This is a genomic window from Pantoea brenneri, assembly GCF_038594305.1.
GTDB classification, from domain to species: Bacteria; Pseudomonadota; Gammaproteobacteria; order Enterobacterales; family Enterobacteriaceae; genus Pantoea; species Pantoea brenneri.
In genome coordinates this window covers 42,212-58,776 of sequence record NZ_JBCGBG010000002.1, presented here as the reverse complement: position 1 = coordinate 58,776, position 16,565 = coordinate 42,212, and the positions used below count along the sequence as shown (strand labels likewise).

The following is a 16,565-nucleotide window of genomic DNA, read 5'->3' as shown; positions in this document are numbered from 1 at the left end:
TGGCAAGCACATCAGAGTCTGAAAGGCGAATAATCAGTATCTGCCCATTGTTAATAAATGAGAGGACAAATGGCTGATTTATTTGAAAGCTACAATATTAAAGATATCACTTTGCGTAACCGGATTGTCGCATCGCCCATGTGTCAGTATCAGGCTAAGAAAGGTCTGGTTAATGACTGGCACCGGTCACATTATGCAATGCTGGCCCGCGGCGGCGTTGGCCTGCTGATTGTGGAAGCGACGGCCGTTACCCCGGAAGGACGTATCACACCGGGCGATCTGGGCCTGTGGAATGATGACCAAATCGAAGGGTTTTCCGCTATTGCTACTGCAATCCGGCAAGCGGGCGCGGTTGCCGGGATACAGCTTGGCCATGCGGGCAGAAAGGCGGGATGTACGCCGCCGTGGCAAGGGGGTGCGCCGCTGGATCGACAGGATCCCCAGGCCTGGACGCCGGTTGCGGCCAGTGCCATTCCTTACCTGCCTGACAGTGACTATATTCCTGATGAAATGTCATTGGCTGACATCCGCCAAACGATAAATGCTTTCAGAGATGCTGCCCTTCGCGCTGTAACGGCCGGATTCGAGTGGCTCGAATTACATTTTGCACACGGTTTCCTGGCGCAGTCGTTCCTTTCGGCGAAGACTAACCGTCGTCAGGATCAGTACGGTGGCTCCCTGCAAAATCGCGCCCGCTTTATGCTGGAAGTGGTAGAAGCGGTGAAAACTGTCTGGCCAGTTGCTCTGCCGCTTACTGTCCGGCTGGGCGTTGTTGAGTTTGATACCTGTGCAGAAAACCATTTTGTGAATCTCTTGAAGTGATTCGCTGGCTGAAAGAGGCGGGCGTTGATTTGATTGACGTCAGTCTGGCGCTCTCCACCCCCCGATGAGCAAATTCCATGGGCACCTGACTTTATGGTTCCTTACGCAGAACGGGTACGCAGTGAAACAGGTATCGCCGTTTCGTCCAGCTGGATGATCAGCAGCGCTACTCAGGCCAGCCATTTTATTCAGGAGGGAAAACTAGACCTGGTATTTTTTGCCCGCCGACTGCTAAGTAACCCTCATTGGGTCTTTGAGGCCGCTCGTGAACTGAAACTCACTGCACCGGAATCAGTTTTACCTGAGCCTTACGCTTACTGGTTAAAGGAGTGGGCAGAATAAGTGATTGCCGCTAAACCTGGTTATAACCAGGAAGTGACAGCGCAAAACACCTGCTCTTTAAACTGCGCCAGCCAATGTGCCCTGTTTTATCTGAAGAAGAGGAAATTCCATGACTGACAATATTAAAGATAAAGTTATCGTTATCACCGGTGCGTCAAGTGGCATGGGTGAAGCTGCCGCGCGTCACCTTGCGCAAAAAGGGGCTCGGGTGGTACTGGCTGCCCGTCGGTCTGATCGCATCGATGCTGTAGCGAATGAAATTAATGAGCTCGGCGGATCGGCGATAGCGATGGCCACCGACGTCACTCTTGAAGAAGATGTTAAGGCTCTGGTTGATGCCGCCGTTAAGCAATGGGGCCGTATTGATGTGCTGATTAATAATGCCGGTGTAATGCCTCTATCTACGCTTGATCAGGCTAAGGTCAGTGAATGGAATCAGATGATTGATGTTAACCTTCGCGGTGTTTTACATGGCATTGCGGCCGCGTTGCCTTATATGAAAGCGCAAAAATCGGGTCAGATTATCAATACCGCTTCTGTCGCCGCCCATCTGGTGTTTCCGGCATCGGCAGTTTACTCGGCGACTAAATATGCCGTTCGTGCGCTGACTGAAGGATTACGTAAAGAAGCCAGTGAGTATAACGTCAGAGCAACCCTCATCTCTCCGGGCGCTGTTTCAACAGAGCTGCTTGACCATATCAGCGACAAAGACGTCCAGTCGGCAAATCAGGCCTACGTGGGTAAAGTCGGCATTCCCGCCGAGACTTTTGCCCGAATGGTCGCATTTGCGATAAACGAGCCTGAAGATGTCGGCGTGAACGAAATTATATTTCGGCCCACCGCTCAGGACCTGTAAGCAGCGGAGCGGGCAAGTCAGGTATGATTTCGCCCGCAGTTGATGTGCTGAATAAATAACAGTGAGCGGCCTGTTGTACTGCTGAAATGATGTCAGCACTGAAGCTGAAGTATGAGTTACTTGATCGATTAAAAGTATGTTGTAACTATTGCTGTTAACGATTTAAACTCATTCACTGCCCCTTCCTTCAGCAGTACTTGTCTGTGACCCACTATGCGAGCTGCCTACCCAAAACTTACGGCCTGCCCACAGGCAGACCGTATTGCCGTTACCAGCCGGTTTTCTGCATATCAATCACAAAGCGATATTTCACATCGCTGGTCAGCATACGCGCGAAGGCGGTTTCAACCTCTTCGCCGGTAATCATCTCGACGTCAGCGGTAATATTGTGCTGACCACAGAAATCGAGCATCTCCTGCGTCTCTTTAATGCTGCCAATCGAGGTGCCGCTGATGCTAAGCCGACGAAATACCATCGGTGTGACGTTCGGTGAGGGGTGCGGTTGATCGGGGATGCCTACCAGCACCAGTTGGCCATTGGTTTTTAACGTCGCCAGATAAGGATCAAGATCGTGCGGAGCCGCAACACAATCCAGAATGATATCCAGTGAAGTCTGGCACTCTGCCATCTGCGCGGCATCACGTGAAACGACGACCTGGCTGGCGCCAAGACGACGCGCATCAGCTCCTTTCTCAGGCGAAGTGGTAAATAAAGTGACCTCTGCGCCCAGCGCGCTGGCCAGTTTAACCGCCATATGCCCTAACCCACCCAGACCGACCACGCCAACCCGATCGCCGGCTTTGACATTGAAATGACGCAGCGGCGACCAGACGGTAACGCCGGCGCAAAGTAACGGAGCCACCGCGTTCAATGCCAGGTTATCGGGCACCGAAACCACAAAATTCTGGTCAGCGATCACCTGTCCGGCATAACCGCCAAAGGTAGACGCGCCGGTATATTTATCGATGCCGTTATAAGTCGGCGTGAAGCCCGCCTCACAATACTGCTCTTCCTGCTGCTGACAAAAATGACATTGCCCGCAGGCGTCAACCATCACACCAACCCCGACAGTCTGCCCCATCGCAAACAGTGTTACATTGTCACCTACTGCGGCTACCCGACCGACAATTTCATGGCCAGCAACTAATGGATAGCGGCTGACGCCCCATTCGTTGCGTGCCATGTGCAGGTCTGAGTGACAAACGCCACAGTAAAGTACCTCAATCATGACGTCGTTCGGCTGTAAATTGCGAATCTCAACCTGCCCTGCTCGTAACGGCTGGCTGGCCTGTGATGCAACCAGTGCATTAATTTTCATCTGTCGCCTCCTGGTGGCTTATAGCGCTAAAGAAAGCGGCACACTATAGACACCAGGTTACCATTTTGGTAGTAGTTACCTTTTGGTAACCATGCTAATGGAGAAAGGTTATGCCGGTCTGGGTTGATGGAAAACTCTGCTTTTATGCCGATTCACCGCCGCGCCGCCTGCTGGAATTGTTTGCGGTAAAATGGAGCACCATGGTGCTGCACGCGCTTTATCACTGGCCAGAAAACCGTGCCAGGACGGGTGAACTGGAACGCAGCCTGCAGGGTATTTCGAAGAAGATGCTGATTCAGACGCTGCGGGAACTGGAGCAACGAGGGCTGGTTTCACGTCAGGTGTATCAGGTGATACCGCCAAAGGTCGAATATAGCCTGACTGCGCTGGGTCGCCGGTTCGCGGAACCGATTGAACAGATGTATCAGTGGGGACTGGAAAATCAGGCAGCGCTGGATGAGATGGAGCGCCATGCGCGAGAAAGTCAGGATACCGCAGGGTAACGATATCGCCGCTACCCTGCCGTTAGTGCAAAGAATCACGACCAGATGCCATGCGTTGATTCTTCGCACTGATGAGAATCAGTCGAAGGGGAATTCGCGAGCCAGTACCCGGGAAATAACGTTCAGCGCGCCTTCGTCATTGTTGCTCTGGGTCTGATAGCGTGCGACGGCAGCCACCGAATCAACCGCATTCGCCATTGAAAAACTGAAGCAGGCCTGTCGCAACATCTCAATGTCGTTAGCGCTGTCACCAATCGCCAGCACTTCGCAATCGCTGATGCCCCATTTTTCCTGCAGCAGCGCAATGCCGTGCGCCTTGTGACAGCCGGGAATAATCAGGTCGATAAAACCAAAGCCACTCGAAACCGGATGCATGATGTTCTCCAGTTCGCCCAGCTGGTTGTGCAGCCGTTGCAGCAGCGCATCCACATCTTCATGCGCCAGGTTAAGGGAGAATTTGAAAATGGTGTCGTCGATGTCATATAAATCATCACGCTTTTCCAGCCGGTGATAATGATTCGCCAGCATCGCCAGCACCTCATCCGAGGCGGATGAATGCACATAGGCACCGTTACGGCCGCAGACCACTACTGCAATATCCGGTTCGTGCGCCAGGATATCGAGGATCTGATGGACTTTTTCATTGGCTAATTCGCCACAAAAAATCTCTTCGTTGCAGTCAGAGACCCACGCCCCGTTTTCCGCCACAAAGGCAATTTCATCTTTAATGTCGGGAAAATAGCGCTGCAACTGGTAATACTGATTCCCGCTTGCGACCACAAAGCGGATCCCCTTCTGCTTCAGCAATGCATACTGACGTGAGAACCGCTGGACATTGTACTGCTTGTTGTCATCCAGAAAGGTGCCATCCATATCCACCGCAATCATCTTAACCGCCATCTTGCCTGCCCCTATACCTGCGCCGTCGTATCCTTTCGGCTGATTGAATTGATTCATAAAGCTTACTCGCTGTGTGGATTATTGAGAATGCTAATAGTGAGATTGTTAACGGCTTTCAGAGCGTTCCGGTTTGGAACATGTGTTACAGCGCACGTTTTTAATGGTTACAAGGATGTTAATCTCAGCCGTAATTTACGAACGAAGGTTAAATAATTTTCACTCGTAACTCAACCCTGACAAGTTAAGGAGCATGAGATGACGGTTAATTCCCGGGCTACCCCTCTGCCTGCTGACGTAAAAGCAGCGATTCGCCAGATGAAACAGCAGTTGCGCAGCCAGATTGGTGATGTGGAAGCGCTGTTCCGCCAGGTGTGTGACAAAATTGAAGCGGCAATTGCCGACGCTAAGGCTGATGAGCAGCGAACAGGCAGTGCCTGGCCCATGGTGGAGATGCAGACTCTGGCCAGAGGTGAGGTTTCAGATGAAACCCGGGCGCAGATCAAACGACGCGGCTGCGTGATCATCAAACAGCATTTTGCCCGCGAGCAGGCTCTGGCGTGGGATAAGTCGATGCTTGATTACCTCGAGCTGAACCACTTCGACCAGCAGTATCGCGGTCCTGGCGACAATTTCTTTGGCAGCCTGGAAGCATCCCGGCCAGAAATCTACCCGATTTACTGGTCGCAGGCGCAGATGCAGGCGCGTCAGAGTGATGCGATGATCAAGGCGCAATCCTTCCTCAATCGCCTGTGGACCTTCGATTCACAGGGACAGCAGTGGTTTGATCCGGATGTCAGCGTGATCTATCCCGACCGTATCCGTCGCCGGCTGCCGGGCACCACCTCAAAAGGGCTGGGTGCGCATACTGATTCCGGCGCGCTTGAACGCTGGCTGCTGCCCGCTTATCAGCAGGTCTTTGCCAGACTGTTCAGCGGTGATTTCGCTGCATACGATCCGTGGGATGCCGCGCATCGTACTGAAGTGGATGAATATGACGTGCCAGATACCACCAAATGCTCGGTGTTCCGCACCTTCCAGGGCTGGACCGCCCTGTCAGATATGATTCCGGGCCAGGGTCTGCTGCATGTGGTGCCGGTACCAGAAGCGATGGCCTATGTGCTGCTGCGTCCGCTGTTATCCGATGTCCCGGAAGATGAGCTGTGCGGCGTAGAGCCAGGCCGGGTTTTGCCGATCAATGAGAAATGGCACCCACACCTGATTGCCGGACTCAGTTCCATCCCCGCTTTAGAGGCGGGCGATTCCGTCTGGTGGCATTGCGATGTGATTCACGCGGTGGCGCCGGTTGAGAATCAACGGGGCTGGGGCAATGTGATGTACATCCCGGCCGCGCCGATGTGCGACAAGAATCGGGCTTATGCCCGGCAGGTTGCCGAGGCGCTGGAACAGGGCCGTTCGCCCGCTGATTTTCCACCTGAAGATTACGAAGCGAACTGGCAGCAGCGCTTCACGCTGGCCGATCTGAATCAGAATGGCCGCCGGGCGCTGGATTTAGCCTGATTTATCACCGCGTCGGCTCCGGCGCGGTCCTTTCCCTGTTAAACTGCGGCGATTATTATTCTGCGAAGCGGGCTTATGAATCCACGTCATCATCAGATTATTCAACTGGTTAATACCCGGGGCACTATTGCTGTCAGCGAACTGGCGCAGCTAACGGGCGTCTCAGAAGTCACGGTGCGTCAGGATCTGACCCTGCTGGAACGCGATCGCTTATTGCGGCGGATCCACGGCTCTGCGCTGGCGATCGACAGTGACAATGTGGGAACCCGGATGAATACCCGCTACCCGATTAAACAGGCGCTGGCCGATCGTGCCGCCAGCCTGGTGAAGGCGGGCGAGTCGGTGTTTATTGAAGGTGGCAGTACAAATGCTTTGCTGGCGCGCGCGCTGGCGGACCGCAGTGATATCACCCTGATTACCGTCAGTCACTACATCGCCCAGTTACTGCGCGATGCCACCTGCGAAGTGATAGTGCTGGGCGGCCTGCTACAAAAAAGCAGTGAGTCGATGGTCGGTCCGCTGACCCGTTACTGTATTCAGCAGACGCATTTTCATAAGGCGTTTGTTGGGGTCGATGGCTGGCACCCGGAAAGCGGCTTTACCGGTCGCAATATGCTGCGCTGCGATGTAGTTGATGCGGTGCTGGCAAAAGGTGTTGAAAGCTATGCACTGACTGACAGCTCGAAATTTGGTCAGATTCAGCCCTATCCGCTGTCGCCGGGTTACCAGGTCCGTCAGGTCATTACCGACGATCAGCTTGATGCCGCCACCCTGTTGCAACTGCAGGAGCAGCAGATTGAGGTGATTCAGGTCAGCACGGGCTAAGCCCTACGCCCAGGGCCGTCAGCAACCGAATCACGCAGTATCAGGCTGCCGTTAAACGGCGGCCGCGGTCGCCACTCACCGCCATCCAGCATGGTGACCAGCCGGCCAATGGTTTCGTTGATCATTTCGGTGACCGGCAGTTTGATGCTCGACAGCGAAGGCGTGATGTAGGGTGCCAGCGGAATATCATCAAAACCCAGCACCGACACCTGCTGCGGAACGGCAATACCGCATTCGGTCAGCCGCTTGATGGCACCGATCGCCATCTCATCGTTGCTGGCAACAATCGCAGTAAACGCCACCTTGCGCGCCAGCAGGCTATCGACCGCCGCCATGCCGCTCTGTGCTGTCCACTTCCCTTGCACGATCCGCTGCGGATCAAGCGCAATCTTCGCATCTTTCAGCGCGGCCTGATAACCCGACAAGCGTTCCATACCGGTCGGTGAATCCAGCGATCCGGTTATAAAGGCGATCTCACGATGTCCACGGGCCAGCAACTGGCTGACAGCATCGGCGCTGGTGGCGTGCTGGTCGATGTAAATGCAGTAGCTGTCGTTAACGCGCAGGCGGCGATTGATCACCAGGATCGGCTGGCGATGCTGGGAGATGATGGCATCAAGCGCATCGATAGAGAGAAAGCGCGGATAGATAATAATCCCGTCACAGCGCAGATCGAGCAGGAACTGGATCGCCGCCCGCTCCTGCTCCGCAGTATGCTTGCCGTCGGCCAGAATAAGCTGACGCCCCTGCTGCTCCATCATCCGCGCCGAGTGGGCCATCAGTTCAGTGAAGTAACTGCCGCTGTAGAGCGTGTTGGTAATCACCAGGCCAATCGTCTGGCTGGATTTGGTCGCCAGGTTACGCGCCAGCAGATTCGGCCGGTAGTCGGTTTCGGCTATCGCCTGCAGTACCCGTTCGCGCTTCTCCTGCCCGACATAGCCGTTGCCGGACAACACCCGCGACACCGTGGCTTTTGAAACGCCTGCCCGCGCGGCTACTTCCTGAATCGTTGCCATTTCACTGCTCCTTCACTGCGTCGGTTTCCAGTCTACCTAAGCCTCTCATTATTGGAAATATTTTCACCGGCACGCCGCCGCTTGTCATCCACTCGCGTGGTGACATCCATCACAAAACCAAAAATTGAGTATTTTTAGCGCTTGTCGCATCCAATAAAGATCTTCATGATTTTGTGAAACCGGTTTCCTATTCGCCGCTTAGTCAGGGCATAAAACATAACACTGACCGATTACCCTACAGAGAAGATCCATCATGCCCAGAAACTATGCCGAGGTTTCACGCGCTATCGTCGACGCGTTAGGTGGCCTCACCAATATTGACGCGCTCACCCACTGCATGACTCGCCTGCGCTTTGTGGTTAAAGATCAGACGCAGGTCGATCTTGTGCGATTAAAAGCCATTGATGGCGTGATGGGCGTGGTGCACAACGACAGCCAGTGCCAGGTGATTATTGGCAACAATGTGTCGCAGGCTTATCAGGCGATAATGCAACTGGGTTCGCCTGGCGGCGGCGCCTCTGCGCCGGTGAAGCGTAAGCTGACCTTAAAAGGGATTGGCGCAGGGATTCTCGATGCGCTGGTGGGCACCATGTCACCGTTAATTCCGGCTATTATCGGCGGATCGATGGTCAAACTGCTGGCGATGATCCTCGACATGGCTGGAGTCTTTGAAAAAGGCTCATCAACCCTGGTGATCCTGAATGTGATTGGCGACGGGGCGTTCTTCTTCCTGCCGGTGATGGTGGCGGCGTCGGCGGCGCTGAAATTTAAAACCAACATGTCGCTGGCGATTGCCATTGCCGGGGTGCTGGTGCACCCCAATTTCATCGAGCTGATGGCTAAAGCGGCGCAGGGCCAGCCGGTAGAATTTGCCTTCATTCCGGTCACCGCGGTGAAATATACCTACACGGTTATTCCGGCGCTGGTGATGACCTGGATCCTGTCGCACATTGAACGCGGCGTCGATCGCATCACCCCGGCGGTGACAAAAAACTTCCTTAAACCGATGCTGATTGTGCTGATTGCTGCACCGATCGCCATCGTCCTGATCGGGCCGATTGGTATCTGGATCGGCAGCGGGATTTCGGCGCTGGTGTATACCGTTCACGGCTATCTCGGCTGGCTGTCGGTGGCAATTATGGGTGCCATCTGGCCGCTGCTGGTGATGACCGGAATGCACCGGGTGTTTACGCCGACCATCATCCAGACCATTGCTGAAACCGGCAAAGAGGGAATGGTGATGCCGTCCGAAATCGGTGCCAACCTGTCACTGGGTGGCTCGTCGCTGGCGGTGGCGTTCAAAACCAAAAACCGTGAACTGCGTCAGACCGCGCTGGCCGCGGCGGCGTCGGCGATTATCGCTGGCATTTCAGAACCGGCGCTGTATGGCGTGGCGGTCCGGCTGAAACGTCCGCTGATAGCCTGTTTAATCAGCGGCTTTATCTGTGGCGCAGTAGCCGGTATTGGCGGCCTGGCCAGTCATTCGATGGCCTCGCCCGGCCTGTTTACCAGCGTACAATTTTTTGATCCCGCTAATCCGATGACTATCGTCTGGGTCGCGGCGGTGATGGTGCTGTCGGTCGTGCTGTCATTTGTGCTGACGCTGATTTTAGGTTTCGAGGACATTCCTGAAACCGAGCCAGCCACAGCGGCCGCATCAGCACCGGCTGCGGTAACCGAGCGAACCAACGCGATTAACGCCAACTAACGGGCAATGCTGACCCGAAACAGAGGATTTCATGTCTGAATCAAGATTCCCGCAAGGATTTTTATGGGGCGGCGCGTTAGCCGCCAATCAGGCTGAGGGTGGCTATCGTGAAGGCGGAAAGGGCTTAACCACCGTTGACATGATCCCCCACGGTCCGCACCGGATGCCGGTAAAGTTAGGCCTGGAGCAGCGCTTCACCCTGCGTGACGATGAGTTTTACCCCAGCCACGACGCAATTGATTTCTATCATCGCTATCCGGAAGACATCGCACTGATGGCGGAAATGGGATTCAGCGTATTTCGTACCTCCATCGCGTGGAGCCGTCTCTATCCGAATGGGGATGAGCTGACGCCTAATCCGCAGGGGATCGCTTTTTACCGCGCGGTGTTTGAAGAGTGCCGGAAATACAATATCGAACCGCTGGTTACGCTCTGTCACTTTGATGTACCGATGCATCTGGTTACTGAATATGGCTCGTGGCGCAACCGCAAGATGATCGACTTTTTTGCCCGCTATGCTCGCAGCTGCTTTGAAGCGTTTGACGGTCTGGTGAAGTACTGGCTGACCTTTAATGAGATCAATATTCTGCTGCACAGTCCGTTCTCGGGCGCCGGGCTGGTGTTTGAAGAAGGTGAAAATCATGAGCAGGTTAAGTATCAGGCAGCCCATCATGAGCTGGTGGCAAGCGCGCTGGTGACCAGAATCGCCCATGAAATAAATCCGGCCAATCAGGTCGGTTGCATGCTGGCAGGCGGCAACTTCTATCCGTGGTCAAGCAAACCGGAAGATGTCTGGGCAGCGCTGGAAAAAGACCGGGAAAACCTGTTCTTCATTGATGTGCAGGCGCGCGGGTACTATCCCGCCTACGCGGCCCGCCTGTTTCGTGAAAAAGGAGTCAGCCTGCAGATTGATGACGGCGATGCGGAGATCCTGAAAAACAGCGTCGATTTTGTTTCGTTCAGCTACTACGCCTCGCGTTGCGCGTCGGCGGAGATGAACGAGCTTAACAGCAGCGCCGCCAACGTGGTGAAATCTCTGACCAACCCGCATCTGACGCGCAGTGAATGGGGCTGGGGCATTGACCCTCTTGGCTTACGCATCACCATGAATATGATGTATGACCGCTACCAGAAGCCGCTGTTTCTGGTCGAAAATGGTCTGGGCGCACGCGATACCTTCAATGATGCCGGTGAGATTGAAGATGATTACCGCATCAGCTATCTGCGTGAACATATCCGGGTGATGGGCGATGCGATTGCCGACGGAGTACCGGTGATGGGTTACACCAGTTGGGGCTGCATCGATCTGGTTGCCGCCTCGACCGGCGAAATGAGTAAACGTTACGGATTTGTTTATGTCGATCGTGACGATCTGGGCAACGGTACGCTGGCGCGCAGCCGGAAAAAATCGTTCTGGTGGTATAAAAAAGTCATCGCCAGCAATGGTGAAGATCTGGAGTGACGCTGTCACCTTGTATCGACAGAACAGGCTATTCTGGTCAGCCGACCCGCAGCAACAAGCGGGCTGCTGGTTGAGCTGGCCTGCGGCCTGCCGTTGTATTCAGCTAACAATTATCGTATAACAAACGTCTCCGAGGGGTGTCCTGTAATGGGCTGAGATGGCGCAAGCCGAACCCTTTGAACCTGATCTGGGTCATGCCAGCGAAGGGACGGGTCGGCAGCGTTTCTGCACCATCTTCTGCGTTTTTGCCTGTTCTTCATCGTATGCCCGGATCTCCTTATGTTAACGAACCGTTAATGGGGATCCTATGTCACTTGCACTTTTCGAGACCGGCTTTTATGGCCGCCTGCGTCAACAGGCTGGCGATCACTGGCACGCCTACGTGTCGCACGATTTTGTGCAGCAACTCGGTCAGGGTCAGTTGCCTCCCGCCGCTTTTCGTCATTACCTCACCCAGGATTATCTGTTTCTGCTGCACTTTGCCCGCGCCTATGGACTGCTGGTCAGTAAACTGCAGGACCCGGCAGCACTGCGCGCGGCTACGGCTTCTCTCAACGCCATCGTCAATGAACTGCCGCTGCATGTGGCTTACTGCCAGCAGTGGGGAATCAGCGAAGCTGCGCTGGCCCGCCAGGCCGAAGCCGTTGAAACAATCAACTACACCCGTTACGTGCTGGATGTCGGCCACAGCGGAGATGCACTTGAATTGATGACCGCGTTAATGCCATGCGTTGCCGGCTATGCTGAAATCGGCCTGACGCTGTTACATCATCCCGCGACGGTGCTCGCAGACAATCCTTACGCCGACTGGATCCGCAATTACGGCGATGCCGATTATCTGGCCGGCGTCAGCGCCGCGCTGAATCTGTTTGAAACCCTGGCCCACCAGCGCGCCGGGGCTGAACGATTCGATCAGCTGGCGACGATATTTACCACCGCCACCCGACTGGAATCTGCCTTCTGGCAGATGGGCCTCGACCCGCAACTGACGTCATCCCAATGAGCCGTTCAACGCTGTTATCACCGCCGGGCATCTCTGTCCGTCAGCTCAGGCTGGATTTGGGATCGCATCGGCTATTCGACTCACTCAACCTGGAGATCCCTGCGGCGGCCTGCACTGCGCTGCTGGGTGCCAGCGGCGTCGGGAAAAGTAGCCTGATGCGGGTCATTGCTGGCCTGACGCCGCCGACTTCCGGCCAGATCAGCGGCAGTGATGGCCTGCCGCTGGCCGGTCGGATCGCCTGGATGGGCCAGCAGGATTTGCTCTATCCGTGGCTGAACGTGGAGCAGAATGTTTGCCTCGCCAGCCGTCTGCATGGCGAAAAACCGGACCGCGACTGGGCGCATCATCTGCTGGCACGGGTCGGTCTGACTCGCTACGCAACGGCGCGGCCCGCCACGCTATCTGGCGGCATGCGGCAGCGGGCTGCGCTGGCGCGCACCTTATATGCACGAAAGCCGATCGTCCTGATGGACGAGCCCTTTTCCGCGCTCGACGCGCTGACCCGCAGCCAGATTCAGACCCTCGCCGCCGGGGTGCTGGCGCAGCATACCGTGTTGCTGATTACCCACGACGCGGCGGAAGCCTGCCGACTCAGCCATCATATGCGGGTGCTTACCGGCTCAGGCATTGAACCCTGCCCGCCATTAGCGGGTCAGCCGCCGCGCGCGCCTGATGATGCTGGCGTGATGCGCAGCCAGGCCGCTTTACTGCAACAGCTGGCTAAGGTGGCGCTATGAAACACCTCAGCCGCTTTGCCCCGCTGTGGCGTGGTATCACTCTGTTCTGCGGCCTGATTGCGCTGTGGTGGCTGGTGACGTTGCTGCCGGTGCCGGCGTTTTTGCTGCCTTCGCCAGCAGCGGTCGCGCAGGCGTTATGGACCAGTAAGAGCTGGCTCGGCTATCACAGCCTGATTACCTTCACTGAAATTCTGAGCGGTATGATGATTGGCGTGGCGCTGGGTTGCCTGCTGGCGCTCGGCATGACTTTTTCGTCGCGTCTGCAGCGCTGGATGATGCCGCTGGTGCTCACCAGTCAGGCGATCCCGGTATTTGCGCTGGCACCGCTGTTAGTACTGTGGTTTGGCTTCGGCATGAGCGCCAAAGTGGCGATGGCGGTACTGGTGATTTTCTTCCCGGTGACCTCGGCATTTTACGATGGCCTGCGCCGCGTCAGTCCGGGTTATCTCGATCTGGCTCGCACGCTGGGTGCCTCGCACGGATCGCAACTGCGTCATGTCCGGTTGCTGGCCGCCCTGCCGGCGCTCGGCTCTGGTCTGCGAATGGCGGCGGCCGTGGCACCGATTGGCGCGATTATTGGCGAATGGGTCGGTTCGGCCGAAGGGCTGGGTTACGTAATGCTTAATGCCAACGCCCGGATGCAGAGTGATATCTGTTTTGCCGCGCTGTTTATTCTGGTGCTGATGACGCTGGCGCTGTGGCTGGCCGTCGATGCCCTGCTTCGCCGCCTGATCGACTGGGCGCCGGAGAGTTCCTCATGACCTCTACCCTGCGAGAAAACTGATGCTTAAACCTTTTCTGTCGACGCTGATCATCAGCGCCGCACTCACCAGCCCGCTTCATGCAGCAGAAAAACTGACGCTGATGCTCGACTGGTATATCAACCCAGACCATGCGCCGATTATGGTGGCGCAGCAAATCGGCGCATTTAAAGCGGAAGGACTGGATGTCACCCTGGTTCCACCGTCCGACCCGGCGCTACCTCCACGGCTGGTGGCGGCGAAGCAGGCAGATTTAGCCATTACCTATCAACCGCAGCTGCATTTCTTTGCTGACCAGGGATTACCGCTGATGCGGGTCGGCACCCTGATAAACACACCGCTGAATACCCTGATTACGCTGGATAAGACGGTAAAAAAACCGGCAGACTTAAAGGGTAAACGGATCGGCTATTCGGTCAGCGGGATTGAGCAGGCCACGCTGGAGGCGATGCTGCAGCATGACGGGGTGAAGGCCAGCGAGGTGAAGCTGATTAACGTCAATTTCCAGCTGACCAGTGCCCTGCTGACCGGCCAGGTGGATGCGGTAATTGGCGGCTATCGGAATATTGAAGCGCTGGAAATCAGGCTGCAGGGTAAAGTTCCGGTGGTGTTTAAGGTCGAGGATTATGGCGTGCCGGCCTATGACGAGCTGATTATTGTCGCTAACCGCGATGAAGCGCACGCAGAGAAAATCAAAAAGTTCCTGCGGGCGCTTAAACGCGGCAACGCGGAATTGCAGGCTCATCCTGAAGCCAGCTGGCAGACTTTTGCCGCCCGGCATCCTGAACTGAATACGCCGCTGAACCATCAGGCGTGGCAGGCTTCGCTGCCGCTGTTTGCTGCCGATCCGGCGAAGCTGGACCGTGCCCGTTATCAGGCCTATGAGCAGTTTTTGTTTGATAACCGGCTGATTAAAAAGATTACACCGGTTGAGCGTTACGCTATCGACGGGCAGTGATCGGCTAAGCCCGCAGCGATTGCTGCGGGCTTAGTATCACAACGGTTTCTGATAGAGCCAGTGTTCGATGTCGCTGGCAGGCAGTGGTTTAGAGAAGAAGTAGCCCTGAATTTGATCGCATCCGTACTCTTTCAGTAATGACAGCGTCGCCTCGGTCTCCACCCCTTCCGCCAGCACGGTATAATTCAGCTCTTTCAGCATCTGAATAATCCGCTTAACGATAATTTTTGATGAGTCATCTTCAGCCATACGGGATATCAGCGACATGTCGATTTTGATCACGTCCAGCGGGATATCCTGCAGATAGCTGATGTTGCTGTAGCCGGTACCAAAATCGTCGAGCGAAATAACAAACCCGTGCGATTTCAGCGCTTCCAGACCGCGGATAGCGACGTTGCTCTCGGTGATCAGCTCATTTTCCAGACACTCAATGCCAATCACCGAAGCTGGCAGTTGTGCCGCCTGCAGTTTCGCCAGCAGCGAATCGGCAAACTCCACTTTAGAGAAGTCCCGCTCACTGACGTTAATCGACACCGGAATCAGGCTGTACTCGCGGTTCCAGCGCGCGAGTTGCTCGATAAGATGATCGATGACCCAGTTAGTCAGGTCGGAGATCAGATTGGTTTTGCCGGCTAAAGGGACAAACTCAGACGGGAACAGCTCGCCACGTTCGGCATGATGCCAGCGAATCAGCGCCTCCAGCCCGACAGTTTTACCGGTTTTAAGGCAGACTTTCGGCTGATACGCCAGATAGAGGCCTTCATCCTTTTTCAGCGCCTGCGCCAGATCGTTCATGATCATAAAGTCGTCGGTACGGCGGGTGTCGTAACTTTCATCAAAAGACATCGCGCTGATGTTTTCATCTATCGCTTCATGCAGCGCGCTGACCGCCTGACGGACCATCTCATTGGCGTTAATCTGGCCGGGCACGAACCCGGTTTCGCCGGTAAAGATATCCAGATCGAGGGTAATGTTTTCCGACAGATCGGCTTTCATTCCCTGCAGCACGTCGATCATATTGTGTGCCGTATAGCGGCCCGACCACGGCTGAATCAGCGCAAAACGACCGGGGGCAAAGGAATAAAGCGTATCCCCGGCGGGCAGGTTGAGTCGGGCGGCTACCTGCTCAGCCATCTGCCGCAGCAGTTTTTCCATCGGCGCAATGCCGACGGTGCGGGAGAGTTCATAAGCGCGTGGAATATCGATGCAGTCGATCAGAATCAGGCGGAAACGGCTGTGCGGCGCAGTAACCGACAGCTGCTGGATATCACGAATTAACCGTGGGCGATTGGGCAGATGGGTAATCACATCGGCGAAACCAGCATGGTTCCAGGCATCCAGAAACGACGTGACCAGTCTGGCCAGCAACTTCAGGGTGTCGAGTTTCTCTGAGCAAAAAGTGTGTGGCTGGGTGTCGGTCACGCAGAGTGTGCCCAGTACGGCACCGTCGAGATTCTCCAGAGACACACCCGCATAAAAGCGAATATGCGGTTCGCCTTCGACAAACGGGTGCACGGCAAAGCGTGGATCCAGCAGCGTATCAACCACCACCAGCTGCCCCTCACCATCAATGACGTGGCGGCACAGGGATTCATCGCGGGTCGACTGCTTAAGATCGAAGTTACGTGACGCCTTAATATATTGATTGTGGTCGTCAATAATCGAAATAAAACTGCCCGAGATCCCTAACACCTGGCTGGCAAGATGAACAAACTTCTCCAGCACTTCATCCCTGGCTTCATCAGGCGTCAGAAGTGCTTTAATCGCATTGAGACGTTTTTCGTCACTGCCATTTTGTTCGTTATGCACTGAAATCTCCCCTCTACAGGCGCAAAA

The 16,565-nt window shown here is 55.3% G+C and carries 14 protein-coding genes, 1 pseudogene and 1 riboswitch; of the genes and pseudogenes, 11 read left to right on the top strand and 4 right to left on the bottom strand.

Translation table 11 applies throughout. The annotated features are described in order from the left end of the window. Positions 1-69 precede the first annotated feature (69 nt). Positions 70-1,164, top strand: a pseudogene (locus AABB92_RS11090) (NADH:flavin oxidoreductase/NADH oxidase). Between the two features lie 109 nt (positions 1,165-1,273). Beyond that, positions 1,274-2,020: an SDR family oxidoreductase gene (locus AABB92_RS11085; protein ID WP_031377527.1), complete on the top strand. Its 747-nt coding sequence runs from the start codon at positions 1,274-1,276 to the stop codon at positions 2,018-2,020. 268 nt (positions 2,021-2,288) lie between these two features. Here AABB92_RS11085 and AABB92_RS11080 read toward each other — a convergent pair whose 3' ends face one another. Further along, a complete protein-coding gene (locus tag AABB92_RS11080) occupies positions 2,289-3,338 on the bottom strand; it encodes an NAD(P)-dependent alcohol dehydrogenase (RefSeq protein WP_031377526.1) in 1,050 nt (349 codons plus the stop codon). Between the two features lie 110 nt (positions 3,339-3,448). On the opposite strand from AABB92_RS11080, the gene AABB92_RS11075 reads away from it, so the two are divergent. Next, entirely contained in the window at positions 3,449-3,841 is a 393-nt protein-coding gene (locus AABB92_RS11075) for a winged helix-turn-helix transcriptional regulator (protein WP_031377525.1), read from the top strand. 78 nt (positions 3,842-3,919) lie between these two features. Here the strand turns inward: AABB92_RS11075 and AABB92_RS11070 are convergent, their stop codons facing one another. After that, a complete protein-coding gene (locus AABB92_RS11070) occupies positions 3,920-4,741 on the bottom strand; it encodes a Cof-type HAD-IIB family hydrolase (protein WP_031377524.1) in 822 nt (273 codons plus the stop codon). Between the two features lie 255 nt (positions 4,742-4,996). Here AABB92_RS11070 and AABB92_RS11065 point away from each other — a divergent pair, with 255 nt between their 5' ends. Together AABB92_RS11065 and AABB92_RS11060 are read left to right on the top strand one after the other, a co-directional pair. Next, positions 4,997-6,259 (top strand): DUF1479 domain-containing protein, encoded by a 1,263-nt coding sequence (locus tag AABB92_RS11065; RefSeq protein WP_031377523.1) that lies wholly within the window; start codon positions 4,997-4,999, stop codon positions 6,257-6,259. 75 nt (positions 6,260-6,334) lie between these two features. Continuing rightward, the gene (locus AABB92_RS11060; RefSeq protein ID WP_031377522.1) at positions 6,335-7,084 is read left to right on the top strand and encodes a DeoR/GlpR family DNA-binding transcription regulator; all 750 of its coding nucleotides are present in this window, start codon (positions 6,335-6,337) and stop codon (positions 7,082-7,084) included. Here AABB92_RS11060 and AABB92_RS11055 read toward each other — a convergent pair. Beyond that, on the bottom strand, positions 7,081-8,100 hold the full coding sequence (locus AABB92_RS11055) for a LacI family DNA-binding transcriptional regulator (RefSeq protein ID WP_031377521.1): 1,020 nt from the start codon (positions 8,098-8,100) through the stop codon (positions 7,081-7,083). The genes AABB92_RS11060 and AABB92_RS11055 overlap by 4 nt on opposite strands. Positions 8,101-8,353: 253 nt before the next feature. Here AABB92_RS11055 and ascF point away from each other — a divergent pair, with 253 nt between their 5' ends. The 6 genes from ascF (at position 8,354) to AABB92_RS11025 (ending at position 14,729) form a co-directional block, all read left to right on the top strand. After that, complete coding sequence (ascF, locus tag AABB92_RS11050; RefSeq protein WP_031377520.1) at positions 8,354-9,808, top strand: PTS cellobiose/arbutin/salicin transporter subunit IIBC; 1,455 nt, start codon at positions 8,354-8,356, stop codon at positions 9,806-9,808. Positions 9,809-9,839: 31 nt separating this feature from the next. After that, on the top strand, positions 9,840-11,270 hold the full coding sequence (locus AABB92_RS11045) for a 6-phospho-beta-glucosidase (protein WP_031377519.1): 1,431 nt from the start codon (positions 9,840-9,842) through the stop codon (positions 11,268-11,270). A gap of 123 nt (positions 11,271-11,393) precedes the next feature. Further along, positions 11,394-11,496, top strand: a riboswitch (TPP riboswitch). A gap of 81 nt (positions 11,497-11,577) precedes the next feature. Further along, a complete protein-coding gene (gene tenA / locus AABB92_RS11040; RefSeq protein WP_031377518.1) occupies positions 11,578-12,273 on the top strand; it encodes a thiaminase II in 696 nt (231 codons plus the stop codon). Beyond that, entirely contained in the window at positions 12,270-13,010 is a 741-nt protein-coding gene (locus AABB92_RS11035; RefSeq protein ID WP_046289330.1) for an ABC transporter ATP-binding protein, read from the top strand. The genes tenA and AABB92_RS11035 overlap by 4 nt, the downstream gene beginning before the upstream one ends. Next, on the top strand, positions 13,007-13,771 hold the full coding sequence (locus tag AABB92_RS11030; protein ID WP_031377517.1) for an ABC transporter permease: 765 nt from the start codon (positions 13,007-13,009) through the stop codon (positions 13,769-13,771). The genes AABB92_RS11035 and AABB92_RS11030 overlap by 4 nt, the downstream gene beginning before the upstream one ends. A 22-nt stretch (positions 13,772-13,793) precedes the next feature. Further along, a complete protein-coding gene (locus AABB92_RS11025; protein ID WP_031377516.1) occupies positions 13,794-14,729 on the top strand; it encodes an ABC transporter substrate-binding protein in 936 nt (311 codons plus the stop codon). Positions 14,730-14,765: 36 nt separating this feature from the next. Here the strand turns inward: AABB92_RS11025 and AABB92_RS11020 are convergent, their stop codons facing one another. Then, positions 14,766-16,538 carry a sensor domain-containing phosphodiesterase gene (locus AABB92_RS11020; protein ID WP_031377515.1) on the bottom strand — a complete coding sequence of 591 codons (1,773 nt, stop codon included), beginning with the start codon at positions 16,536-16,538 and terminating at the stop codon, positions 14,766-14,768. Positions 16,539-16,565: the final 27 nt, after the last annotated feature.

Coding starts and splice junctions, on each gene's coding strand:
- AABB92_RS11085 (WP_031377527.1), top strand. CDS start 1,274: ATGACTGACAATATTAAAGATAAAGTTATCGTTATCACCGGTGCGTCA.
- AABB92_RS11080 (WP_031377526.1), bottom strand. CDS start 3,338: ATGAAAATTAATGCACTGGTTGCATCACAGGCCAGCCAGCCGTTACGA.
- AABB92_RS11075 (WP_031377525.1), top strand. CDS start 3,449: ATGCCGGTCTGGGTTGATGGAAAACTCTGCTTTTATGCCGATTCACCG.
- AABB92_RS11070 (WP_031377524.1), bottom strand. CDS start 4,741: ATGGCGGTTAAGATGATTGCGGTGGATATGGATGGCACCTTTCTGGAT.
- AABB92_RS11065 (WP_031377523.1), top strand. CDS start 4,997: ATGACGGTTAATTCCCGGGCTACCCCTCTGCCTGCTGACGTAAAAGCA.
- AABB92_RS11060 (WP_031377522.1), top strand. CDS start 6,335: ATGAATCCACGTCATCATCAGATTATTCAACTGGTTAATACCCGGGGC.
- AABB92_RS11055 (WP_031377521.1), bottom strand. CDS start 8,100: ATGGCAACGATTCAGGAAGTAGCCGCGCGGGCAGGCGTTTCAAAAGCC.
- ascF (WP_031377520.1), top strand. CDS start 8,354: ATGCCCAGAAACTATGCCGAGGTTTCACGCGCTATCGTCGACGCGTTA.
- AABB92_RS11045 (WP_031377519.1), top strand. CDS start 9,840: ATGTCTGAATCAAGATTCCCGCAAGGATTTTTATGGGGCGGCGCGTTA.
- tenA (WP_031377518.1), top strand. CDS start 11,578: ATGTCACTTGCACTTTTCGAGACCGGCTTTTATGGCCGCCTGCGTCAA.
- AABB92_RS11035 (WP_046289330.1), top strand. CDS start 12,270: ATGAGCCGTTCAACGCTGTTATCACCGCCGGGCATCTCTGTCCGTCAG.
- AABB92_RS11030 (WP_031377517.1), top strand. CDS start 13,007: ATGAAACACCTCAGCCGCTTTGCCCCGCTGTGGCGTGGTATCACTCTG.
- AABB92_RS11025 (WP_031377516.1), top strand. CDS start 13,794: ATGCTTAAACCTTTTCTGTCGACGCTGATCATCAGCGCCGCACTCACC.